General features: G+C 41.7%; 15 protein-coding genes. 1 reads left to right on the top strand and 14 read right to left on the bottom strand.

The genetic code is table 11. The features are described from left to right. Window positions 1-45: 45 nt before the first annotated feature. The 3 genes from AC3E7H_RS06060 to AC3E7H_RS06050 all read right to left on the bottom strand — a co-directional run bounded on the left by AC3E7H_RS06060 (window position 46) and on the right by AC3E7H_RS06050 (window position 3,735). The gene (locus AC3E7H_RS06060; protein WP_490676246.1) at window positions 46-1,134 is read right to left on the bottom strand and encodes an AI-2E family transporter; all 1,089 of its coding nucleotides are present in this window, start codon (window positions 1,132-1,134) and stop codon (window positions 46-48) included. A 9-nt stretch (window positions 1,135-1,143) separates the two neighbouring features. Beyond that, on the bottom strand, window positions 1,144-2,433 hold the full coding sequence (locus AC3E7H_RS06055) for a DUF308 domain-containing protein (RefSeq protein WP_490676245.1): 1,290 nt from the start codon (window positions 2,431-2,433) through the stop codon (window positions 1,144-1,146). 645 nt (window positions 2,434-3,078) lie between these two features. Further along, complete coding sequence (locus AC3E7H_RS06050) at window positions 3,079-3,735, bottom strand: hypothetical protein (protein ID WP_075228753.1); 657 nt, start codon at window positions 3,733-3,735, stop codon at window positions 3,079-3,081. Between the two features lie 238 nt (window positions 3,736-3,973). Between AC3E7H_RS06050 and AC3E7H_RS06045 the strand changes: the two genes are divergently transcribed. Then, complete coding sequence (locus AC3E7H_RS06045; RefSeq protein WP_060955215.1) at window positions 3,974-4,507, top strand: hypothetical protein; 534 nt, start codon at window positions 3,974-3,976, stop codon at window positions 4,505-4,507. Window positions 4,508-4,688: 181 nt separating this feature from the next. On the opposite strand, the gene AC3E7H_RS06040 is transcribed toward AC3E7H_RS06045, so the two are convergent. The 11 genes from AC3E7H_RS06040 to rpsL form a co-directional block, all read right to left on the bottom strand. Then, window positions 4,689-5,249 (bottom strand): DUF6287 domain-containing protein, encoded by a 561-nt coding sequence (locus AC3E7H_RS06040; RefSeq protein WP_490676244.1) that lies wholly within the window; start codon window positions 5,247-5,249, stop codon window positions 4,689-4,691. 219 nt (window positions 5,250-5,468) lie between these two features. Continuing rightward, on the bottom strand, window positions 5,469-6,497 hold the full coding sequence (gene queA, locus AC3E7H_RS06035) for a tRNA preQ1(34) S-adenosylmethionine ribosyltransferase-isomerase QueA (RefSeq protein ID WP_490676243.1): 1,029 nt from the start codon (window positions 6,495-6,497) through the stop codon (window positions 5,469-5,471). A 39-nt stretch (window positions 6,498-6,536) separates the two neighbouring features. Further along, window positions 6,537-7,445: a LysR family transcriptional regulator gene (locus tag AC3E7H_RS06030; RefSeq protein WP_049504432.1), complete on the bottom strand. Its 909-nt coding sequence runs from the start codon at window positions 7,443-7,445 to the stop codon at window positions 6,537-6,539. A gap of 171 nt (window positions 7,446-7,616) precedes the next feature. Continuing rightward, window positions 7,617-7,847 carry a GlsB/YeaQ/YmgE family stress response membrane protein gene (locus tag AC3E7H_RS06025; RefSeq protein ID WP_049504434.1) on the bottom strand — a complete coding sequence of 77 codons (231 nt, stop codon included), beginning with the start codon at window positions 7,845-7,847 and terminating at the stop codon, window positions 7,617-7,619. A gap of 9 nt (window positions 7,848-7,856) precedes the next feature. After that, window positions 7,857-9,098: an aminopeptidase gene (locus AC3E7H_RS06020; protein WP_490676242.1), complete on the bottom strand. Its 1,242-nt coding sequence runs from the start codon at window positions 9,096-9,098 to the stop codon at window positions 7,857-7,859. 20 nt (window positions 9,099-9,118) lie between these two features. Next, complete coding sequence (locus tag AC3E7H_RS06015; RefSeq protein ID WP_490676247.1) at window positions 9,119-9,295, bottom strand: hypothetical protein; 177 nt, start codon at window positions 9,293-9,295, stop codon at window positions 9,119-9,121. Then, on the bottom strand, window positions 9,285-9,962 hold the full coding sequence (locus AC3E7H_RS06010) for a hypothetical protein (RefSeq protein WP_490676241.1): 678 nt from the start codon (window positions 9,960-9,962) through the stop codon (window positions 9,285-9,287). Before AC3E7H_RS06010 ends, AC3E7H_RS06015 begins: the two co-directional genes overlap by 11 nt. A gap of 37 nt (window positions 9,963-9,999) precedes the next feature. Then, window positions 10,000-14,394 (bottom strand): PolC-type DNA polymerase III, encoded by a 4,395-nt coding sequence (locus AC3E7H_RS06005; RefSeq protein WP_075228760.1) that lies wholly within the window; start codon window positions 14,392-14,394, stop codon window positions 10,000-10,002. Window positions 14,395-14,507: 113 nt separating this feature from the next. Then, entirely contained in the window at window positions 14,508-16,589 is a 2,082-nt protein-coding gene (gene fusA / locus AC3E7H_RS06000) for an elongation factor G (RefSeq protein WP_490676240.1), read from the bottom strand. A gap of 277 nt (window positions 16,590-16,866) precedes the next feature. Next, window positions 16,867-17,337, bottom strand: a complete 471-nt coding sequence (gene rpsG / locus AC3E7H_RS05995; protein WP_000087876.1) for a 30S ribosomal protein S7 — start codon at window positions 17,335-17,337, stop codon at window positions 16,867-16,869. Between the two features lie 19 nt (window positions 17,338-17,356). Further along, a complete protein-coding gene (gene rpsL, locus AC3E7H_RS05990; protein ID WP_001142333.1) occupies window positions 17,357-17,773 on the bottom strand; it encodes a 30S ribosomal protein S12 in 417 nt (138 codons plus the stop codon). Window positions 17,774-17,894 lie beyond the last annotated feature (121 nt).

Genomic DNA, 17,894 nt, shown 5'->3' with positions numbered 1-17,894 from the left:
ATCTTTCACTCTCTTCTTAGTATATCTTATTAAATTCAGTCTTTCTCAATCTACCTGATTTTCCTTTGCAACGACAAATTCTTTAACCAATCGATAGATAACAGCAAATATGGGTGTAAAGAATATCATTCCAAGTAAGCCAAATAGATTTCCTCCAATACTAGCAGCCGCAAGCGTGAAAATAGCTGGTAAACCAATAGACTGACCTACAACTTTTGGATAAATAAGGTTTCCTTCAATCAGCTGTATAACTTGATATAGAAGAAGAGAAAGTAAGGCTTGAGTAGGACTCACTGTGAAGATAAAAATCGCTCCCACAACACAAGCAATCATAGGCCCTACATAAGGAATGAACGATAGCACTCCTGCAAATATACCTGTCATTACTCCATAGGGTATCCCAAACAGGCTGTAACCAACCGCTATCATAACTCCTATGATAACTGCTTCAATCAGCTGACTCATCAAAAATTGGTCATAAGTCTCTAGTGCTACTTGTCCAATGTAAGTCAACTTTATCACCACCTTCTCTGGAAGAAAAACTTTTAGAAGTCGACTCGTCATCGCTGCCAAATGTTCCTTACTGGATAAAAATAAAAAGGTGAAGACTATAATCAAAAAGGCATTCATCAAACTTGAAAAAATATTGCCGATATTACTAGTCAGACCTGATAAAAAACCTATCAAAGCTTGGCTAATAGAACTAGATTGTCCCTGTATGCCTGATACGATAGTTGACAACATGTCTTTGGTTACAAATTCCGAGCTGCCTAGCAATTTCCCAAGTTGAGTAAGGACTGTTGAAAGGACTGTTCCCAGCTGACTAATAGTCTGAGCTAGGGTTGGCAGCACCAAAACCAAAAGAGCAATCACGATTAAGATAAGAGCTAGGAAAACAAGTACCATGGCAATCGGACGACGCAACTCTGCCTTTACCTTCAATTTAACTAAGTACTGTTCAATTTTTTTCATAGGAACATTAAGCACAAAAGCAATAACAGCACCATAAATCAAGGTTGATGTTACATCAAAGAGAGAGATTGCTCCTGATATAAAGCTCGATGCATTCAGAATTACAAGAGCAACCAGCCCTATAAAAAGGATTAACGGGGTATATTTTTTAACTAAGTTCATAAATTCTCCTTAATAAACATGTTTAGATACGACTATACTATTTGGTTTTTCAAACTCTCGATCAAGGTAGGCTTGGTAAGTTCCTGGAGCGATAAATCCTTTGGGTGAGAGGATATCTGTTCCAGCTTGACCGACTATGGTATCAGCCAAGAGCACACAGTTTGTGGACAAGACAAAGTAGGATTTAAACTTAGATTTGATAAATTTATAAAGTTCCCCATCCGTCTCATGTCTGATTTTATAAGCGTAGGTGTAGTCTTCCTTACCATCTTCCGTTTTAATTTTATCTGCGCTTGGCTCCCAAGGAATCGTTAGTTGTTTTAATTCAGCTAATTTTTCCTGAACCGCTTCTTCCATTTCCGGTGTCAAATCTATTCCGTAACCAAATAGCGTTTTTTGACTCTCCCGTTTACATAAGTCAATGTACTTATCACGGTCACAGAAATATAAGACACCATCTCCTACCATACCAAATAAGGTCTCAGATGACGGATCATAGTTGCCATAAGAAATAACACGGCCCTGATAGAAGATATCCACATGACCAATAGCTGAAAACAGGGAGGTCTCAGCTGTATGAACAAAAATTTCTAGCTCTGCTGTCTTACCAGACTTCACTATTCCAAGATGGATATCTTCTTCCTCATCAGCATTTTCCTGCATGAATTTGTTGATTTTTGCTAAAGTACTTGCAGGGATGAGAGCGGCTAGGGCAATAGGTAAGCTCATTCTGACACGACGTTTGAGATGGTTTTTCCCAATTTCCTTTTCAAATAAGAAACCGTCACGGATATTGGACACACCATAAAGGCAAAAATAAGCCCCTAAAACAAAGAGTTGAAAGACAGAATTTCCCGTAGAGGACAAAAGACTAGTCCCACCAAGAAAAACTAGTACGAGTCCATCTAGTAAGAGACGAAAACGAGGTCGAATTTTGTTTTTGCGGTAGAGAACATAGGTGACAAGGTTGATACTAGCATGAAAAATCTGATAAACTCCAATCACAAGAGCAAGGACATAAATCGGCACATCCGTCGCAAGATTGGAACCAAGCAAATATCCCAGCACTAACAATTTAACCAGTGCAACTCCCAAGGTGTCCGTTGACTGACTTTTTTTGAAAATACGTAATACTAAATCTAAGACCGTTGCTATCCAAGCTAAAAACAGAACCAGTCGAATAACCGTCACTGGCAACCAAGTTCCCGTGACCATCAAGATAAGACCTAGCAGAACAAACAAGAAACCCTGAACAAGTAATTTCTTACCTGTCAGACCTAAAGAAAGAATTTTTTCCATAAAAGACCTTTCAAAAATAATAATTAAGCCCTTTGATCAAATTGACTGGTAAATAGCTGACGGCACAAACAGCCTGTGCCAGCAAGACATGGCGACTGACTGTAGCAATGTCACCATCTTGTCTTTTGCACTTCTGAAATTTGTTTTATTGAGTCGAAATCAGAGCTTTTAAAAACTAGCTAAACTTGAAAGCTAACCATAATTGCTAGATAAAAAAGGTGCAACCAATCCTTCTTGTAAAGGTAGGAAAGAATTATATCCATTCCATTAATTATTTATATATTACCTATTGTGACACAATACTCACTATAATTCAACTTTTTACCTATTTAAAACCATAAAGCCTACATAACTCTTTGAAGAGAACAAAAATCTGAATGTAATAAGATAGTACCCATTACCCATATTATAATTAGATTATGAATTGAAGCTTTTTGGAACTAAAATTAGGAATAATTGAGAAAGTAGGGAGGGAAATTTTGCTTTTACCCCATTTTGAAATAATTTCATTTTAGATTTTTCTAAGTTTCTTTCAAAGAGCCTGCAGGGGGCATCTAAACAACAGGAAAAAGCCTTGAAATCAAGGCTTTTTTGTTTTTCTAAAAGATTTTCTCTAGATATTTAGCAGAATCCCAAGATAGTTTCTCAATGTTCCACTTCTTCCTTAAATCGTACTTTTCCTTGACTATATAATCCCATAATCTTCACAAAGCGAACTGGATTGTTTTGGTTATACAAAAGAAATACTGAAAAGAATAGCAAGCCAGCCAACCACAAACCATAGCTTTCATTAATCGGTTGACCAAATTTTAGAGGAAGAGTCAAGAAATACAAAAAATAATAGATGGACACTATATTTACTGCAAAGCGGGCAAATCGAAAAGGTAAAGCAGACAGTTGTCTAGGATCAAACTGATTTTTCACAAACAAATTATGAGATGCGGCATAGTAAAAGACTTTCTCTGTCCTCGGCTGTGCTTTGCGAACATTTTTATAGAGTGCTCGTTCAAGTAAAGCAACCAACGAGAAAAACTGCATCAACCAAAATAGAAAAATACAAGCTAGACTAAACCAGTTGTAGACACCAATAAACTTGAGGGAAAAGAAACCCGAAATTGCAGGTCCACCTGCTAGTAAGAGAATGACCAATTCAGGAATAAAGGAATTCGTGTCACCAGCTTTTTCAGTATTGAGCAACTTACTCTTTGGAGCAGCTAAAGCCTCTCCTGTCTTTTGGTCATAATAAACAGCCTGTCCATCACATTCGCCGATAAAGACACGACGGCGTCCGAGAAAAAACATATTGACCTCTTTCTATTTATAAAAACAAGTCCTCAAAATTTGGAATGATTTTATCCTAGTATACCACAAACCAACTTGCTAGGTCATAGGATAACTAAGTATCGCAACTTGCTAAAAGGTTGACAGAACTTTGCTCCATAGGATATGATGGGAATACCTAGAATTTCAACTCTGCACGGCCTAGACTCCGTCTGCTGAAAAAACATTTGTGAGTTCAATTCTATATATGGAGGTTTCTATGAAAATCTATTATTCAAAATATGTCGGTGTCGGCTATCTAGTCTTTGCAGTGGGTGTATTCTTTCAATTTTTCTTTTTTCTCGCGCATGGATTAATCGACTTTTCCCAGCTTAGTCTTCTCACTGTGGTTCCAACCATTCTCTTTTTTGCTGCTATCTACGCAACGATTGCAGGTATCAAAAGACTTTCTAGTCGCAGACTCTCCTTTGAGTTCACCTTTGAAGGTATTTATGTCTATCCCGGGCTCTTCTTTTCCAAGGAAATCTTCATCCCAAAAGAAGAATTGTTGCGAGCATCGTATGTTGAAGTGGATGTCAGTGACCCTGACCATGCCAACAGCAAGGCTTACTATTTAGATTTTGACCTGAGAGAGGTCACCCAGCTAGAAGATATTTCTAAGTCAAATGTTATCGTCGATACAAGCGTCCTGATATTGCGGCTGGCCCTTAGCCTCTGTCGATTTAGAGAGGAAGAAAAAGCCGAGTTGGCAACCTATCTAAAAGAAAACTACGGCATTGATTTCTTATATTAGCAAGTAAAGAAAGCCCTAAAAACAGGGCTTTTTTGATATTATCCTTATTATCTTTCACTTTAACGTGAGCTTGCTAATTATCCAACTTAAACGTCGTATAAACTCGAATGATTTAAAATTTATGCTTCGAGAACATAAAAAAGCAAGGGCTACTCTCCACCCTCACTTCTTCTTTTCACTCTTAATTACGGTAAAAATGACTATCTTTGTCGCTTGGTGATTGGCCGATTGCCAAGACGTCTTGGCTGCCATCCGTACCAGTCAATTCATTTGCTACACCTGCTGGTGTAAAGATAAGGCGTGCACCTTCTCCACCATCGACAAGATGGATTCCTGTTGAGTAGTAGCCATCTTTTTCCTCTACTTGGCCCATTTCATATTGGAAGGTCCCTTTTGAACTTTGAATGGTTACAATTCCATCCGCTGTAACTGTCGCTGTTGTTCCTGCATAGTTTTCCCAAGTTCCCGCAAATTTAGAGTAAGCTTCTTGTGATTTTTGCTTATCTTCCTTTTGTTCTGCTTGAGTGGTTGTAGCTTCTGTCGCACTACTTGCCTCAGACTTTTGCCCCTCTTTTTGGCCAGCTTCTGTTTTACTTGCTGAAGCTGTCGTTACTTGAGTTGTTGTTTCCTTCTGGTTTGAAGCTGAAGTATTCTTGTCAGTCTTTCCTCCACAAGCAGCAAGTGTCACCACAGCCAACAAGGCAAGAGCTGAAAGACTGGTGTAGCTCAATGTTTTTTTCATGATAATCTCCTTTTAAAATGATGACCCAGTTTAGTCTGAGTCTAAAATGGCTAGTCCGAAATTACATATATTTTTGACGGCCAAGCCCTAGTCTTCAGTGTATCATTTATTTGTCTATAATTCAATAGTTATTTTGGTAACTTTGTGTAAGATCAAGCAAAAAACTGATCCAAGAATGAATCAGTCTCTCTTTATATCTTCTTTGATTTTTCAAAAGCTTTAATAGATAAACATGGCATCGCCAAAGCTAAAGAATCGGTATTTTTGGCCGATAGCATGCTGGTAGGCTTCGAGGACCAATTCACGGCCTGCAAAGGCAGAAACGAGCATGACCAAGGTAGACTTCGGCAAATGGAAATTAGTAGAAAAAGCATCCACCACTTTCCAATCATAGCCAGGCTTGATAAAGATATTGGTCCAGCCAGAGTCTGCTTGGATCTGACCGTCAAACTTGCTTCCGATGGTTTCTAGCGTACGGATTGAGGTTGTCCCCACGGCAATGACACGACCACCATTTTCCTTGACCTGACGCAAGGTCGCAGCAGCTTCCTCAGACAATTGGTAAAACTCTGAGTGCATCTCGTGCTCATCTAGATTGTCGACTGAAACAGGTCTAAAGGTTCCAAGTCCAACATGCAAGGTCAAGTAAACTAGGTGAACCCCTTTTTGCTGGATCTCTTCTAGTAATTCCTTGGTAAAATGTAGGCCTGCAGTTGGGGCAGCGGCTGAGCCACTTTCCTTGGCATAGACTGTCTGGTACCGTTCACGGTCATCCAACTTTTCGTGGATATAAGGAGGCAGCGGCATTTCTCCCAGACTTTCAAGCACTTCTAGGAAAATCCCCTCATACTCAAAACGGACAATACGACCGCCATGGGTTAATTCCTCGGTCACGATTGCGCTGAGGCGACCATCACCAAAGACAACTCGGGCACCAACCTTGAGACGTTTGGCTGGTTTCGCCAACACTTCCCATTCGTCTCCAGCTGTATTTTTCAAGAGTAAGAGTTCAACGTGTCCACCTGTTTCTTCCTTTTGACCATGAAGTCGTGCTGGCAAGACGCGGGTGTCATTCATAACTAGGGCATCACCTGGCTCTAGCATCTCGATAATAGAGTGAAAATGGCGATCTTGAAATTCTCCAGTCTGGCGATTGACCATCAAGAGCTTAGAGGCATCACGCTTTTCCAAAGGCGTTTGAGCAATTAGCTCCTCTGGCAAGTGAAAATCAAAATCATTGGTATTCATTGGTGTCATATTTCCTTTTCTTTTCTAATGTACTTATGATTAGCTATCAAAACGAACTTCTTCAAGCAAATACTCGATGAAACGTTCACCCATCTTAGACAAGCTTGTTTTCTCATGCTGGATATAAACCAATTCAATAGGATCATCAATATCAAGCGGAATCGAAACAATATTGTCTCCATTAAGATTACTGTTAAGGATACCTGTCGCGATGGTATAACCGTCCAAACCAATCAAGAGATTGAACAAGGTCGCACGGTCACTAACCACGATGGATTTCTTGTGGTGTTCCTGTGACAAAATCTCTTCTGAGAAATAGAAGGAATTATGGGTTCCTTGGTCATAGCTCAAGTATGGGAAGTCTTCTAGATCTGCCAACTGCACCTTGTCTCTTTTAGCAAGAGGGTTGGTCTTGCTGACAAAGATATGGGGTTGTGCTGTAAAGAGATGATGGGCAACCAGATGATTGTCATCCAACATCTTCGAAAGAACATCTCGGTTATAGCTATTTAAAAAGAGGACTCCGACTTCACTGCGGAAGTTCTTGACGTCATCAATGATTTCCCAGGTTCTGGTTTCACGCAAAAAAAGCTCGTACTTTTCCATATCGCTTTTCTTAAGCAAGGAAACAAAGGCATTGACCACAAAAGCATAGTGCTGCGAAGACACACTAAAAAGCTCGCGATGAGCGATTGGGTTCTTATAGCGTTCTTCTAGAAGTTGCGTTTGCTCGACAACCTGACGGGCATAGGATAGAAATTCCATCCCATCACGTGTGAGGGTGATTCCTTTAGGATTTCGGATAAAAATCTCAATTCCCATCTCATTTTCTAGGTCACGAACTGCATTTGACAGACTAGGCTGAGTAATGAAAAGTTGCTTGGCAGCTTCATTCATCGAACCAGTCTCTACAATTTTGATAATATAGTGTAATTGTTGAATTCTCATGCTTTTATTGTACCATACTTGAGGCAATATAAAAAGAACCAGTCACTGAAAGCTCTGTGGCAAAGCTTAGATGAGTGCTTTCAAATGACCTTATCTAGCACTTTAAAAAGAGGTTGAAACAATTCCAACCTCCTTTAATCTTTATTATTATACAAGCTTTTTAATCGAAACTTAGCTTCCTCTTTCCCAGAAAATGGCTAGCAAAATCATAGCCCCGAGAACTGATGGAATAATGGCTGTACCGCTTAGGCTTGGTCCCCAAGAACCAAAGATTAATTGTCCTAAAAAGGCACCAATCCAACCAAGAAACATTTTCCCGAAGCAGCCCATTCGTTCGCCACGATTGGTGATAGCTCCTGCTAGTAGTCCGATTAAAAGCCCGACAAACATACTTCCAATCATAGTTTCTCCTTAAATTGCCCAATCTCCATTGCGGAAGAGTGGTACGCGTGTTCCATCCTCACGGATACCATCGATATCCATTTGACTCGAACCAATCATAAAGTCAACGTGAACATCAGAACGGTTAAGTCCTGCAGCTTCCAGCTCTTCTTCGCTCATCTCTGCTCCACCAACAACGCTAGTTGCGTAAGCTGCACCTATAGCCAAGTGGTTAGAAGCATTTTCATCGAAAAGGGTGTTAAAGAAGGTAATCCCTGACTGAGAAATTGGACTTGGATCTGGTACCAAGGCACACTCACCCAAGGCACGCGCACCAGCATTCTTAAAGACAAGGTCCTTCATAACTTGATCACCTTTTTCAGCAGTGATATCAACGATTTGACCATTTTCAAAGGTCACTTTGATGCCTTCGATGATATTCCCATTGTAGCTAAGAGGTTTTGTAGAAGTGACATAACCATCTGCGCGACGGAAGTCAGGAGCTGTAAAGACTTCTTCTGTTGGCATATTTGGCAAGAATCCTTCACCTTGAGCATTGATGGCTCCGGCAGATTCCCAAACGTGGTTCTTAGGCAAGCCAAGTGTCAAATCAGTTCCAGGAGCAGTGTAGTGAAGGGCTGAGAATTGCTCTTTGTTGAGCATATCTGCCTTACTCTTAAGAATGGCAGCGTGTTCTTCCCAGGCCTTAACAGGATCTGCTTCGTAGACACGGCAAGTTTTGAAAATTTGGTCCCAAAGGAGATCAACTGCTTCTTCATCGCTTGCAGCATTAGGAAAGACCTTCTTAGCCCACTCAAGTCCAGCAGCGGCCGCCACAGTCCAGCTAACCTTGTTGGATTGAGTTGCGATACGCATTGGCTTCATGGCAATTCCCATAGCTTTTGCAGAAGCTGAGAGCTTTTCCGCATCCACTCCGTTCAAGGCACCTGGATCAGAAGAACGAACACCGAGACGACTTGCTTTGTTTTCAAGAAGGTAGTTCATCTCAGCAATCTTGTATTCTGGAACATTGTCCAAACGCTCCATCGGCGCGTGAAGGAATTTTTCACGGTTTACAAAGTCATCTGCCCATTGAACGATAACTTCGTGCGCTCCAAGTGCATAGGCTTCTTTGACAATTAAGTGAGCCAACTCACGTTGCTCCACATCGATGGAGAGAGCCAAGGTGTGACCAGGTTGCACGTTCACTCCGTTTGCAACCAAAAGCTTAGCGTATTTTTCTAGATTTTCTTTAAAATTTGGTAAAACCATCTTGTTTCTCTTTTCTATTTTTATTTTTCTTTCAAAGCAGAAAATAATCCTGCTAAAGCAATAGCACCTGACAAGAGTACTGTCGATAGAAGAATTGTCTGATCAGCAAGTTCCAATTGGTACTCAAATACCTTCTCAGCTGGCTTGTCTTCCGCAAAAATTCTTAGTTTCATGAAATGTCCTTTCTTATTCTTCATGCTCTCCTAGGTAGAGGCGTCGTGCCTCTGGACTATTTGTGAGGATATCTATATAGGTTTCATAGTCATCAGGTAGAGGCTTTCCTAAAGAGATATCTTGTTCTGGATTTATATTTTTCCCATAAAGAAAGCAAAGATAGAGACGTTCGTTGAGTGTTGGAAATACTTCAATAGACATATGTTCAGCCTGACCTACCCGATCCCAATCTTGTTCTTTGATATCTGGTATGATATAAGCTTGGAAAAGTCCCATAAGTGGATTATCTTCTGGTTGTCCACTGTCCTTATTCGCCAGAACCAAAGAACAACGTCTACCAAAACCAGCAAGTTGGCGCTCACTTCCCTTTACCGAAACAGTAATAGGATGCCCTCCAATATGGCTATAAATCCATTCTTTAGGCAGTTCATAATCTAACAGGGGGTTCACTTCTTTAACAATCGTTACAGGACTATAGCGTAGAAACTGGCGAGTAACAGCCTTACAAAAGAGGATATCTTCCTCTTTCAAGGTCACTCCCTTCCAATTATTTTCCTCGTTAAAATGGTTGAAAAATACCAGATAGGGATCACGCACCATTTGTGCTAATACGTAAACGCCATTTCGCAAACGTATGGAAATAACTTTCCCTGGTTTCCAGGGTGTTGCTCTTTTTTTCTTTTCCATCATGATACAACCTCAAACCTACACAAGACATTTCAAACTCTTAAAACAAATCATCAAACAAACTCAACTGATTATCCTCTGGCATATTGCCGAGAATTCCCATTTCATCCATCTTTTCAACCAAGGTTGATGAGAGTCCACCACGTTTGCGGAGTTCAGTTTTAGAGAGGAATTCTCCCTCTTGACGGGCACGAACCAGTTGCTTGGCAACGTTCTCTCCTAGTCCATCCATAGCGACAAACGGTGGGATGAGGGTATCTCCGTCGATGATGAATTCAGTCGCATCACTGCGATAGAGGTCTAGTTTCCCAAATTTGAAACCACGTTCCCACATTTCATTGACGATTTCAAGCGTTGTGTAGAGGTCAATTTCTACGTTGGAAGCTTCATTGTTCTTACGCTTTTCAGCAATTTCTTGCATCTTGCGTTTAATCGCATCCAAGCCTGCCCCCATGGTCTTAATGTCAAAGGCCTTGGCACGGATGGAAAAGTAAGCACAGTAATAATAAATCGGATGGTGAACCTTGAAGTAGGCTACACGCAAGGCCATCATAACGTAGGCTGCCGCATGGGCTTTAGGGAACATGTACTTGATTTTTCCACAAGATTCGATATACCACTCAGGCACATTATTGGCCTTCATGGCTTCGATATAACCATTGCGCTCTTCTTCTGAGATTTTAAGCCACAAGCCCTTACGCACTCGCTCCATGATGGTAAAGGCCATCTTTGGATCTAGACCAGCGTGCATGAGGTAAACCATGATGTCATCCCGACATCCGATAACGGTTGAAAGGTCCGCAATCCCTGCCTTAATCAAGTCCTGAGCATTTCCTAACCAAACGTCTGTCCCGTGAGACAAACCAGAAAGCTGAAGCAACTCCGCAAAGGTCGTCGGATGAGTTTCATCAACCATCCCTCGAACAAAGTTGGTTCCAAATTCTGGAATCCCCAGCATACCCGTCGGCGTCCCGATTTGTTCAGGAGTCACACCTAGCACATCCGTCCCAGAAAAGAGGGCCATCACGCCTTCATCATCCATAGGGATTTCATTAGGGTCAATCCCAGACAAGTCCTGCAATTTCCGAATCATAGTCGGATCATCATGTCCTAGGACATCGAGCTTGAGGACGTTCTCATCAATATCGTGGAAGTTAAAGTGAGTAGTCTGCCATTCAGCAGTGACATCATCTGCAGGATACTGTACTGGAGTAAAGTCATAGACATCCATATAATTAGGGATAACAACGATTCCTCCTGGGTGCTGACCAGTCGTCCGTTTGACACCGGCAGCCCCTTGGGCAAGGCGCTCTACTTCAGCTTCTCGGTAGAATTTGCCATAGTCACGCTCGTAACCCTTGACAAATCCATAGGCGGTCTTAGCAGCCACCGTACCAACCGTTCCTGCACGGAAGGCATATTCTTCCCCAAAGATATCACGAACATCCAAGTGGGCGCTCGGTTGGTCTTCACCTGAGAAGTTCAAATCAATATCAGGTACCTTATCCCCATCAAAACCAAGGAAGGTCTCGAAAGGAATATCCTGTCCATTCTTGCTGAGCTTGTGGCCACAGTTTGGACATTCTTTATCTGGCATATCAAAGCCTGAACCGTAGGAACCATCCGTGATAAATTCACTGTACTGACACTGACCACAGACATAGTGAGGAGAGAGAGGATTGACCTCGGTAATTCCAATCATAGTCGCAACGAAACTAGATCCGACAGACCCACGGGAACCAACCAAGTAGCCTCGTTCGTTTGAACGATGCACTAGCATCTGCGAGGCCAGATAAATCACAGCAAATCCATTCCCCAGGATAGAAGTTAATTCCTTTTCAATTCGTAAATCAACGATATCTGGCAGTGGATTTCCATAAATCTCAAAAGCTTTCTTGTAGGTCAATTCGGCGACCGTTTCCTCAGCCTTGTCAATGAAAGGTGTATACAAGTCTCCTTTAACGACCTCGACAGGCTCAAAGATCTCTGCCAAGGCATTGGTATTTTCAATGACAATCTTACGAGCCAAGTCTTCTCCTAGAAAGGCAAATTCGTCCAACATTTCATTGGTCGTTCTAAAATGTGCCTTGGGTAGCGGAGCTGGTTGGGCAGCTTCTCCATGACCGATCGTTCGGTTAATCATGGCTCCCTGACCTAGACTGCGGACGATGATTTCGCGATAAATTTCATCCTCAGGTTCGATATAGTGGACATTTCCTGTCGCAAGAACTGGCTTACCAAGACGGTATCCGACCTCAATCAAGCTCTTGATGATAGTGTGGAGCTCCTCCATATCCTTGACCTGCTCTTTGGCAATCAGAGGTGCATAGATAGCAGGAGGCATGACCTCGATAAAGTCATAGTATTTAGCAACTTCGACTGCCGCATCTACCCCTTGTGACACGACTGCATCAAAGACTTCTCCTTCTGTACAAGCGGATCCCAAGATTAAACCTTCTCGATGGGCATCTAGCACCGTACGTGGAATTCGTGGAACTCCTTCAAAGTACTGGGTATTTGAGAGAGAAACCAGTTTAAAGATATTTTTCAAGCCCACCTGATTTTTCACATAGATGGTCGCATGCTTGACTCGAGCTTTTTTATAAGAATCTGGACTGATTAAATCAAGGTTCAATCTAGCCAAATCTGTCACACCATGTTTTTCTGCTACTTCTTTGATAAAGATAAAGAGAAGACGGCCAGTTGCTTCCGCATCATAGTTGGCCATGTGGTGGTGTTCTAGAGCTACACCAAAACGTTTGGTCAAGGGTCCCAAACCATGTCGCTTGTACTCTGGATAAAGATTTCTAGCGAACTCTAGCGTATCGATGACAGGCTGAGTTATTTTTGGAAGACCATGACGTTCATAATTGGCATTCATAAAACCAACGTCAAAGCTTGCATTATGGGCGACAAGAACGGTATCCTTACAAAATTCTTGGAATTCTTTCAGAACTTGAACCAAGGGTTTAGCATTTTTTACATGGTCATCCGTAATTCCAGTCAACTCAGTAGTAAAAGCTGACAAGGGATGCCCTGGATTGATAAATTCATCAAACTCAGCGATGATATTGCCCTTATACATCTTGGAAGCCGCCACCTGAATCAAGTCATTATAGATAGCAGATAGACCTGTCGTTTCTACGTCAAAGACCACATAGGTCGCTTCTGACAAGTCCATCTCCACTTCGTTATAGACGATAGGGACACGGTCTTCAACGATATTGGCTTCCATCCCATAGATCAGCTGGATACCAGCTTTCTTAGCTGCCTTATAACCATGAGGGAATGACTGCACATTGCCGTGGTCTGTGATTGCCACTGCTTTGTGGCCCCATTTCGCTGCTGTTCCAACGATTTCCTCGACCTCAGGAAGTGCATCCATGGTCGACATGTTGGTATGGGCATGAAACTCAACGCGACGCTCACCTTCTGGCATCAAGTCCTTACGTTCATAGTGAACAACTTCCTGCACATCTTGCACATTCATGGTCAAATCTCGTGTAAAATTATTGACCTCGACATTTCCTCGAACACGGAGCCAAGAATTTTTCTTGATCATGTCAAATTTCTGAGCTTCTTCTTCATTTTTAACCCATTTTTGCATGGAGAAGCTAGATGTATAGTCCGTCATCTTGAAATTAATCAAGACACGCCCCGTTCTAGTCACCTTTTGCTCAACATCAAAGACAACACCTTCAAAAACCAGACGATTTTCCTCGGTATCGACCTCGATCATTGGAGTAATCTCCGCCTTGTCAAGTTTAGGTTTTGCAGCTGCCTTCTTGGCTTGAAAATCAAAGACAGGTTTGTCCTCAACTGGAGGAGGCGGTGCCATCTGTTCTAACTGTTCCATAGCCCGAAGAGTTTCTTCATTGGCTGCTTGGATAATCATTTGATTTTCAGAATGGAAAGCTTCCTGCTCTTCCTTTGTTAAATCTTCATTTTTCTCTAAATGGCATGTAAACTTAGGAAAACCAAAGAGCTCAAGTTGTTTGCTAAGATTTGGCAAATGGTTTTTTCTAAAATGCTCTGTATCTGCTGCTTCAGAGGCCTCAATAATCAACTGATCATTTTCAAATCGAACCTGAAAATTCTGATAAATAGAACGAAAACCTTGACTAGCACAAGGACCTTCCGAAAAAGCCTCTCGATAGTAGACTTGTAAAAGTTCTCTAGAAAATTCCTGATTTCTCGTTTTTATCTCAAAACTAGCCTGATTTCCTGTTTTCGAGAATTCTTCTTTCAAGCCCCTTTTCAACTCTAGAAAAAGTTCAAAAGGCAAGATATTTTCAAAAACAAAACGAAACTCCCAAACTTTGCTTCGTTTATGAACAATAACTTGTTCTATTTCAGCCTGAGAGAAGGCCTCATGATTTCTCATTGCAGCGGGTATTCCCAACTGATTCATTAAAATTTCAAAAGTGGTTGACATCCATTTTCCTCACAATATACTCCTTCTATTTTACCATATTTGAGGTACTTTTTCCTATTTCTACCAAACAGAAAAAGAAGCCACAAAGTGACTTCTTTTCTAGTGACGACAAATTAGTCTTCACCTTTGTTTTTCTTAATGATTTCTTCTTGTACTGACTTAGGTACATCTTCGTAGTGGTCAAATACCATCATAAATGTACCACGTCCTTGTGATGCAGAACGAAGAACTGTTGCGTAACCAAACATTTCAGCAAGTGGAACGTAAGCACGAACGATTTGGCTGTTACCGTGTGCTTCCATACCATCTACACGTCCACGACGAGCAGTTACGTGACCCATAACATCACCAAGGTTTTCTTCTGGAACAGTGATTGTTACAAGCATCATTGGTTCAAGGATAGCTGGTTGTGCAGTCTTAGCAGCTTCTTTAAGTGCAAGAGATGCAGCGATCTTGAAGGCAGTTTCAGATGAGTCGACATCGTGGTATGAACCATCGTAAAGCTTAGCTTTAACGTCAACCATTGGGTAACCAGCAAGAACACCGTTAGCCATAGATTCTACCAAACCTTTTTCAACCGCTGGGATAAATTCACGAGGAACCACACCACCGACGATTGCGTTTTCGAATTCGAATCCTTTTCCTTCTTCGTTTGGAGTAAATTCAATCCATACATCACCGAACTGACCTTTACCACCAGACTGACGTTTGAAGAATCCACGTGCTTGAGTAGAAGCGCGGAATGTTTCACGGTAAGATACTTGAGGAGCACCTACGTTCGCTTCAACTTTGAACTCACGACGCATACGGTCAACAAGGACGTCAAGGTGAAGCTCACCCATACCAGAGATAACTGTTTCACCAGTTTCAACGTTTGTTTCAACGCGGAATGTTGGATCTTCTTCAGCCAATTTTTGAAGGGCGATACCCATCTTGTCTTGGTCTGCTTTAGATTTAGGTTCAACCATCAATTGGATAACTGGTTCTGGAACGTTGATTGACTCAAGGATGATTTTAGCTTTTTCATCTGTCAACGAGTCACCAGTTGTAGTGTCTTTCAAACCAACGGCAGCAGCGATATCACCTGAGTAAACAGTGTCGATTTCTTGACGGCTGTTAGCGTGCATTTGAAGGATACGTCCGATACGTTCACGTTTACCTTTAGAAGTGTTCAATACGTAAGAACCTGATTGAAGAACACCTGAGTAAACACGGAAGAATGTCAAACGACCTACGAATGGGTCAGTCATGATCTTGAAGGCAAGAGCTGCAAATGGCTCTTCATCAGATGCTGGACGAGTTTCTTCTTCATCTGTATCTGGGTTGATACCTTTGATCGCTGGGATGTCAAGTGGGCTTGGAAGGTAGTCGATAACCGCATCAAGCATCAATTGAACACCTTTGTTCTTGAAGGCAGAACCACACAATACTGGGAAGAATTCAACGTTGATAGTCGCTTTACGGATACCAGCTTTCAATTCTTCGTTAGTGATTTCTTCACCTTCGAGGTATTTCATCATCAATTCTTCATCAGTTTCAGCAACTGCTTCGATCAATTTTTCACGGTACTCTTGAGCTTGGTCATGGTATTCAGCTGGAATGTCTTCTTCAAGGATATCTGTACCAAGGTCATTAGTATAGATTTCAGCTTTCATCTTGATCAAGTCGATGATCCCACGGAAGTCATCTTCAGCACCGATTGGCAATTGAATTGGGTGTGCATTTGCTTGAAGACGATCGTGAAGTGTGCTTACTGAGTAAAGGAAGTCAGCACCGATTTTGTCCATTTTGTTTGCAAATACGATACGAGGAACTCCGTACTCAGTTGCTTGACGCCAAACTGTTTCAGTTTGAGGCTCAACACCTGATTGTGAGTCAAGAACTGTAACCGCACCGTCCAATACACGAAGAGAACGTTGTACTTCGATTGTGAAGTCCACGTGTCCTGGTGTGTCGATGATGTTTACGCGGTGGTTGTTCCATTGAGCTGTTGTCGCAGCAGATGTGATAGTGATACCACGTTCTTGCTCTTGCTCCATCCAGTCCATTTGTGACGCACCTTCGTGAGTTTCACCGATTTTGTGGATTTTACCAGTGTAGTAAAGGATACGCTCAGTTGTAGTTGTTTTACCAGCATCGACGTGAGCCATGATACCGATATTACGAGTTTTTTCAAGTGAAAATTCGCGTGCCATGAGGTTTGTTTCTCCTATATTTTTTTATTTCTATTCTATTATAACACGATTTAATAAAAACGGATAGGCAGGACCTACCCGTTCTCAATGTTTTCATGTTATTGTTGGCTTCAACTTGCGGAATGGTAAGCTGAGTTGTACTCGAGCTAAAGTTAATTAGCCGATTTGAGCCGGAACGGGATGCTGTGTGAAAAAGATAAACTTCCTTGTATTCGTCGAATACTGCGCCAGTTTCCTATTTTCACTTTGCATCCTTGCCGTTCCTAGCATCATGATTTTACCAACGGAAGTGTGCGAAGGCACGGTTAGCTTCAGCCATACGGTGAGTGTCTTCACGTTTCTTAACTGCTGCACCAGTGTTGTTAGCAGCATCCAAGATTTCTTTTGCAAGACGATCTTGCATTGTGTGTTCACCACGAAGGCGAGCGATTGTTACCAACCAACGAAGTCCAAGTGTTGTACGACGTTCTGGACGAACTTCAACTGGGACTTGGTAGTTAGAACCACCAACACGACGTGCACGTACTTCAAGTACAGGCATGATGTTTTCCATAGCTGTTTCAAATACTTCAAGTGCATCGTTACCAGTAACTTCTTTGATTTGTTCAAAAGCACCGTAAACGATTGAAGCAGCTGTACCACGTTTACCGTCAAGCATAACGCGGTTGATAAGACGAGTAACTAATTGTGAATTGTAAAGCGGATCTGGCAATACGTCACGTTTTGGAGCTCTATTTTTACGACTCATTTCTCTTTATCCCCTTTCCTTATGCTTTTTTCGGACGTTTAGTACCGTATTTAGAACGGCCTTGTTTACGATCGTTAACACCTGCAGTATCAAGTGCACCACGGACGATATGGTAACGTACCCCTGGAAGGTCTTTTACACGTCCACCGCGAAGAAGCACCACACTGTGCTCTTGCAAGTTGTGTCCGATACCTGGGATGTAGGCAGTAACTTCGATAAGGTTGCTCAAACGTACACGAGCAAATTTACGAAGGGCAGAGTTAGGTTTTTTAGGTGTCATTGTCCCAACACGAGTTGCAACACCACGTTTTTGTGGTGAAGAAACGTTTGTTTGAACTTTTTTATGACTGTTGTAACCAACGTTCAAAGCTGGTGATTTAGATTTTTCTACTTTTGATTTACGCGGTTTGCGAACCAATTGGTTAATTGTAGGCATCTACATTCTCCTGTGTTTTTTTATTTTTGGTGATGATACACTTGGTGACAGCTATCATCTGTGTGTACTTTTGCAACATTTGTCAGCACGTCCCTGTACACTCTTGAGAGACCAAAAGTAA

Source organism: Streptococcus sp. SCPM-O-B-15304 (M98), from assembly GCF_058200215.1.
This window is presented reverse-complemented; position numbering and strand designations above follow the sequence as displayed.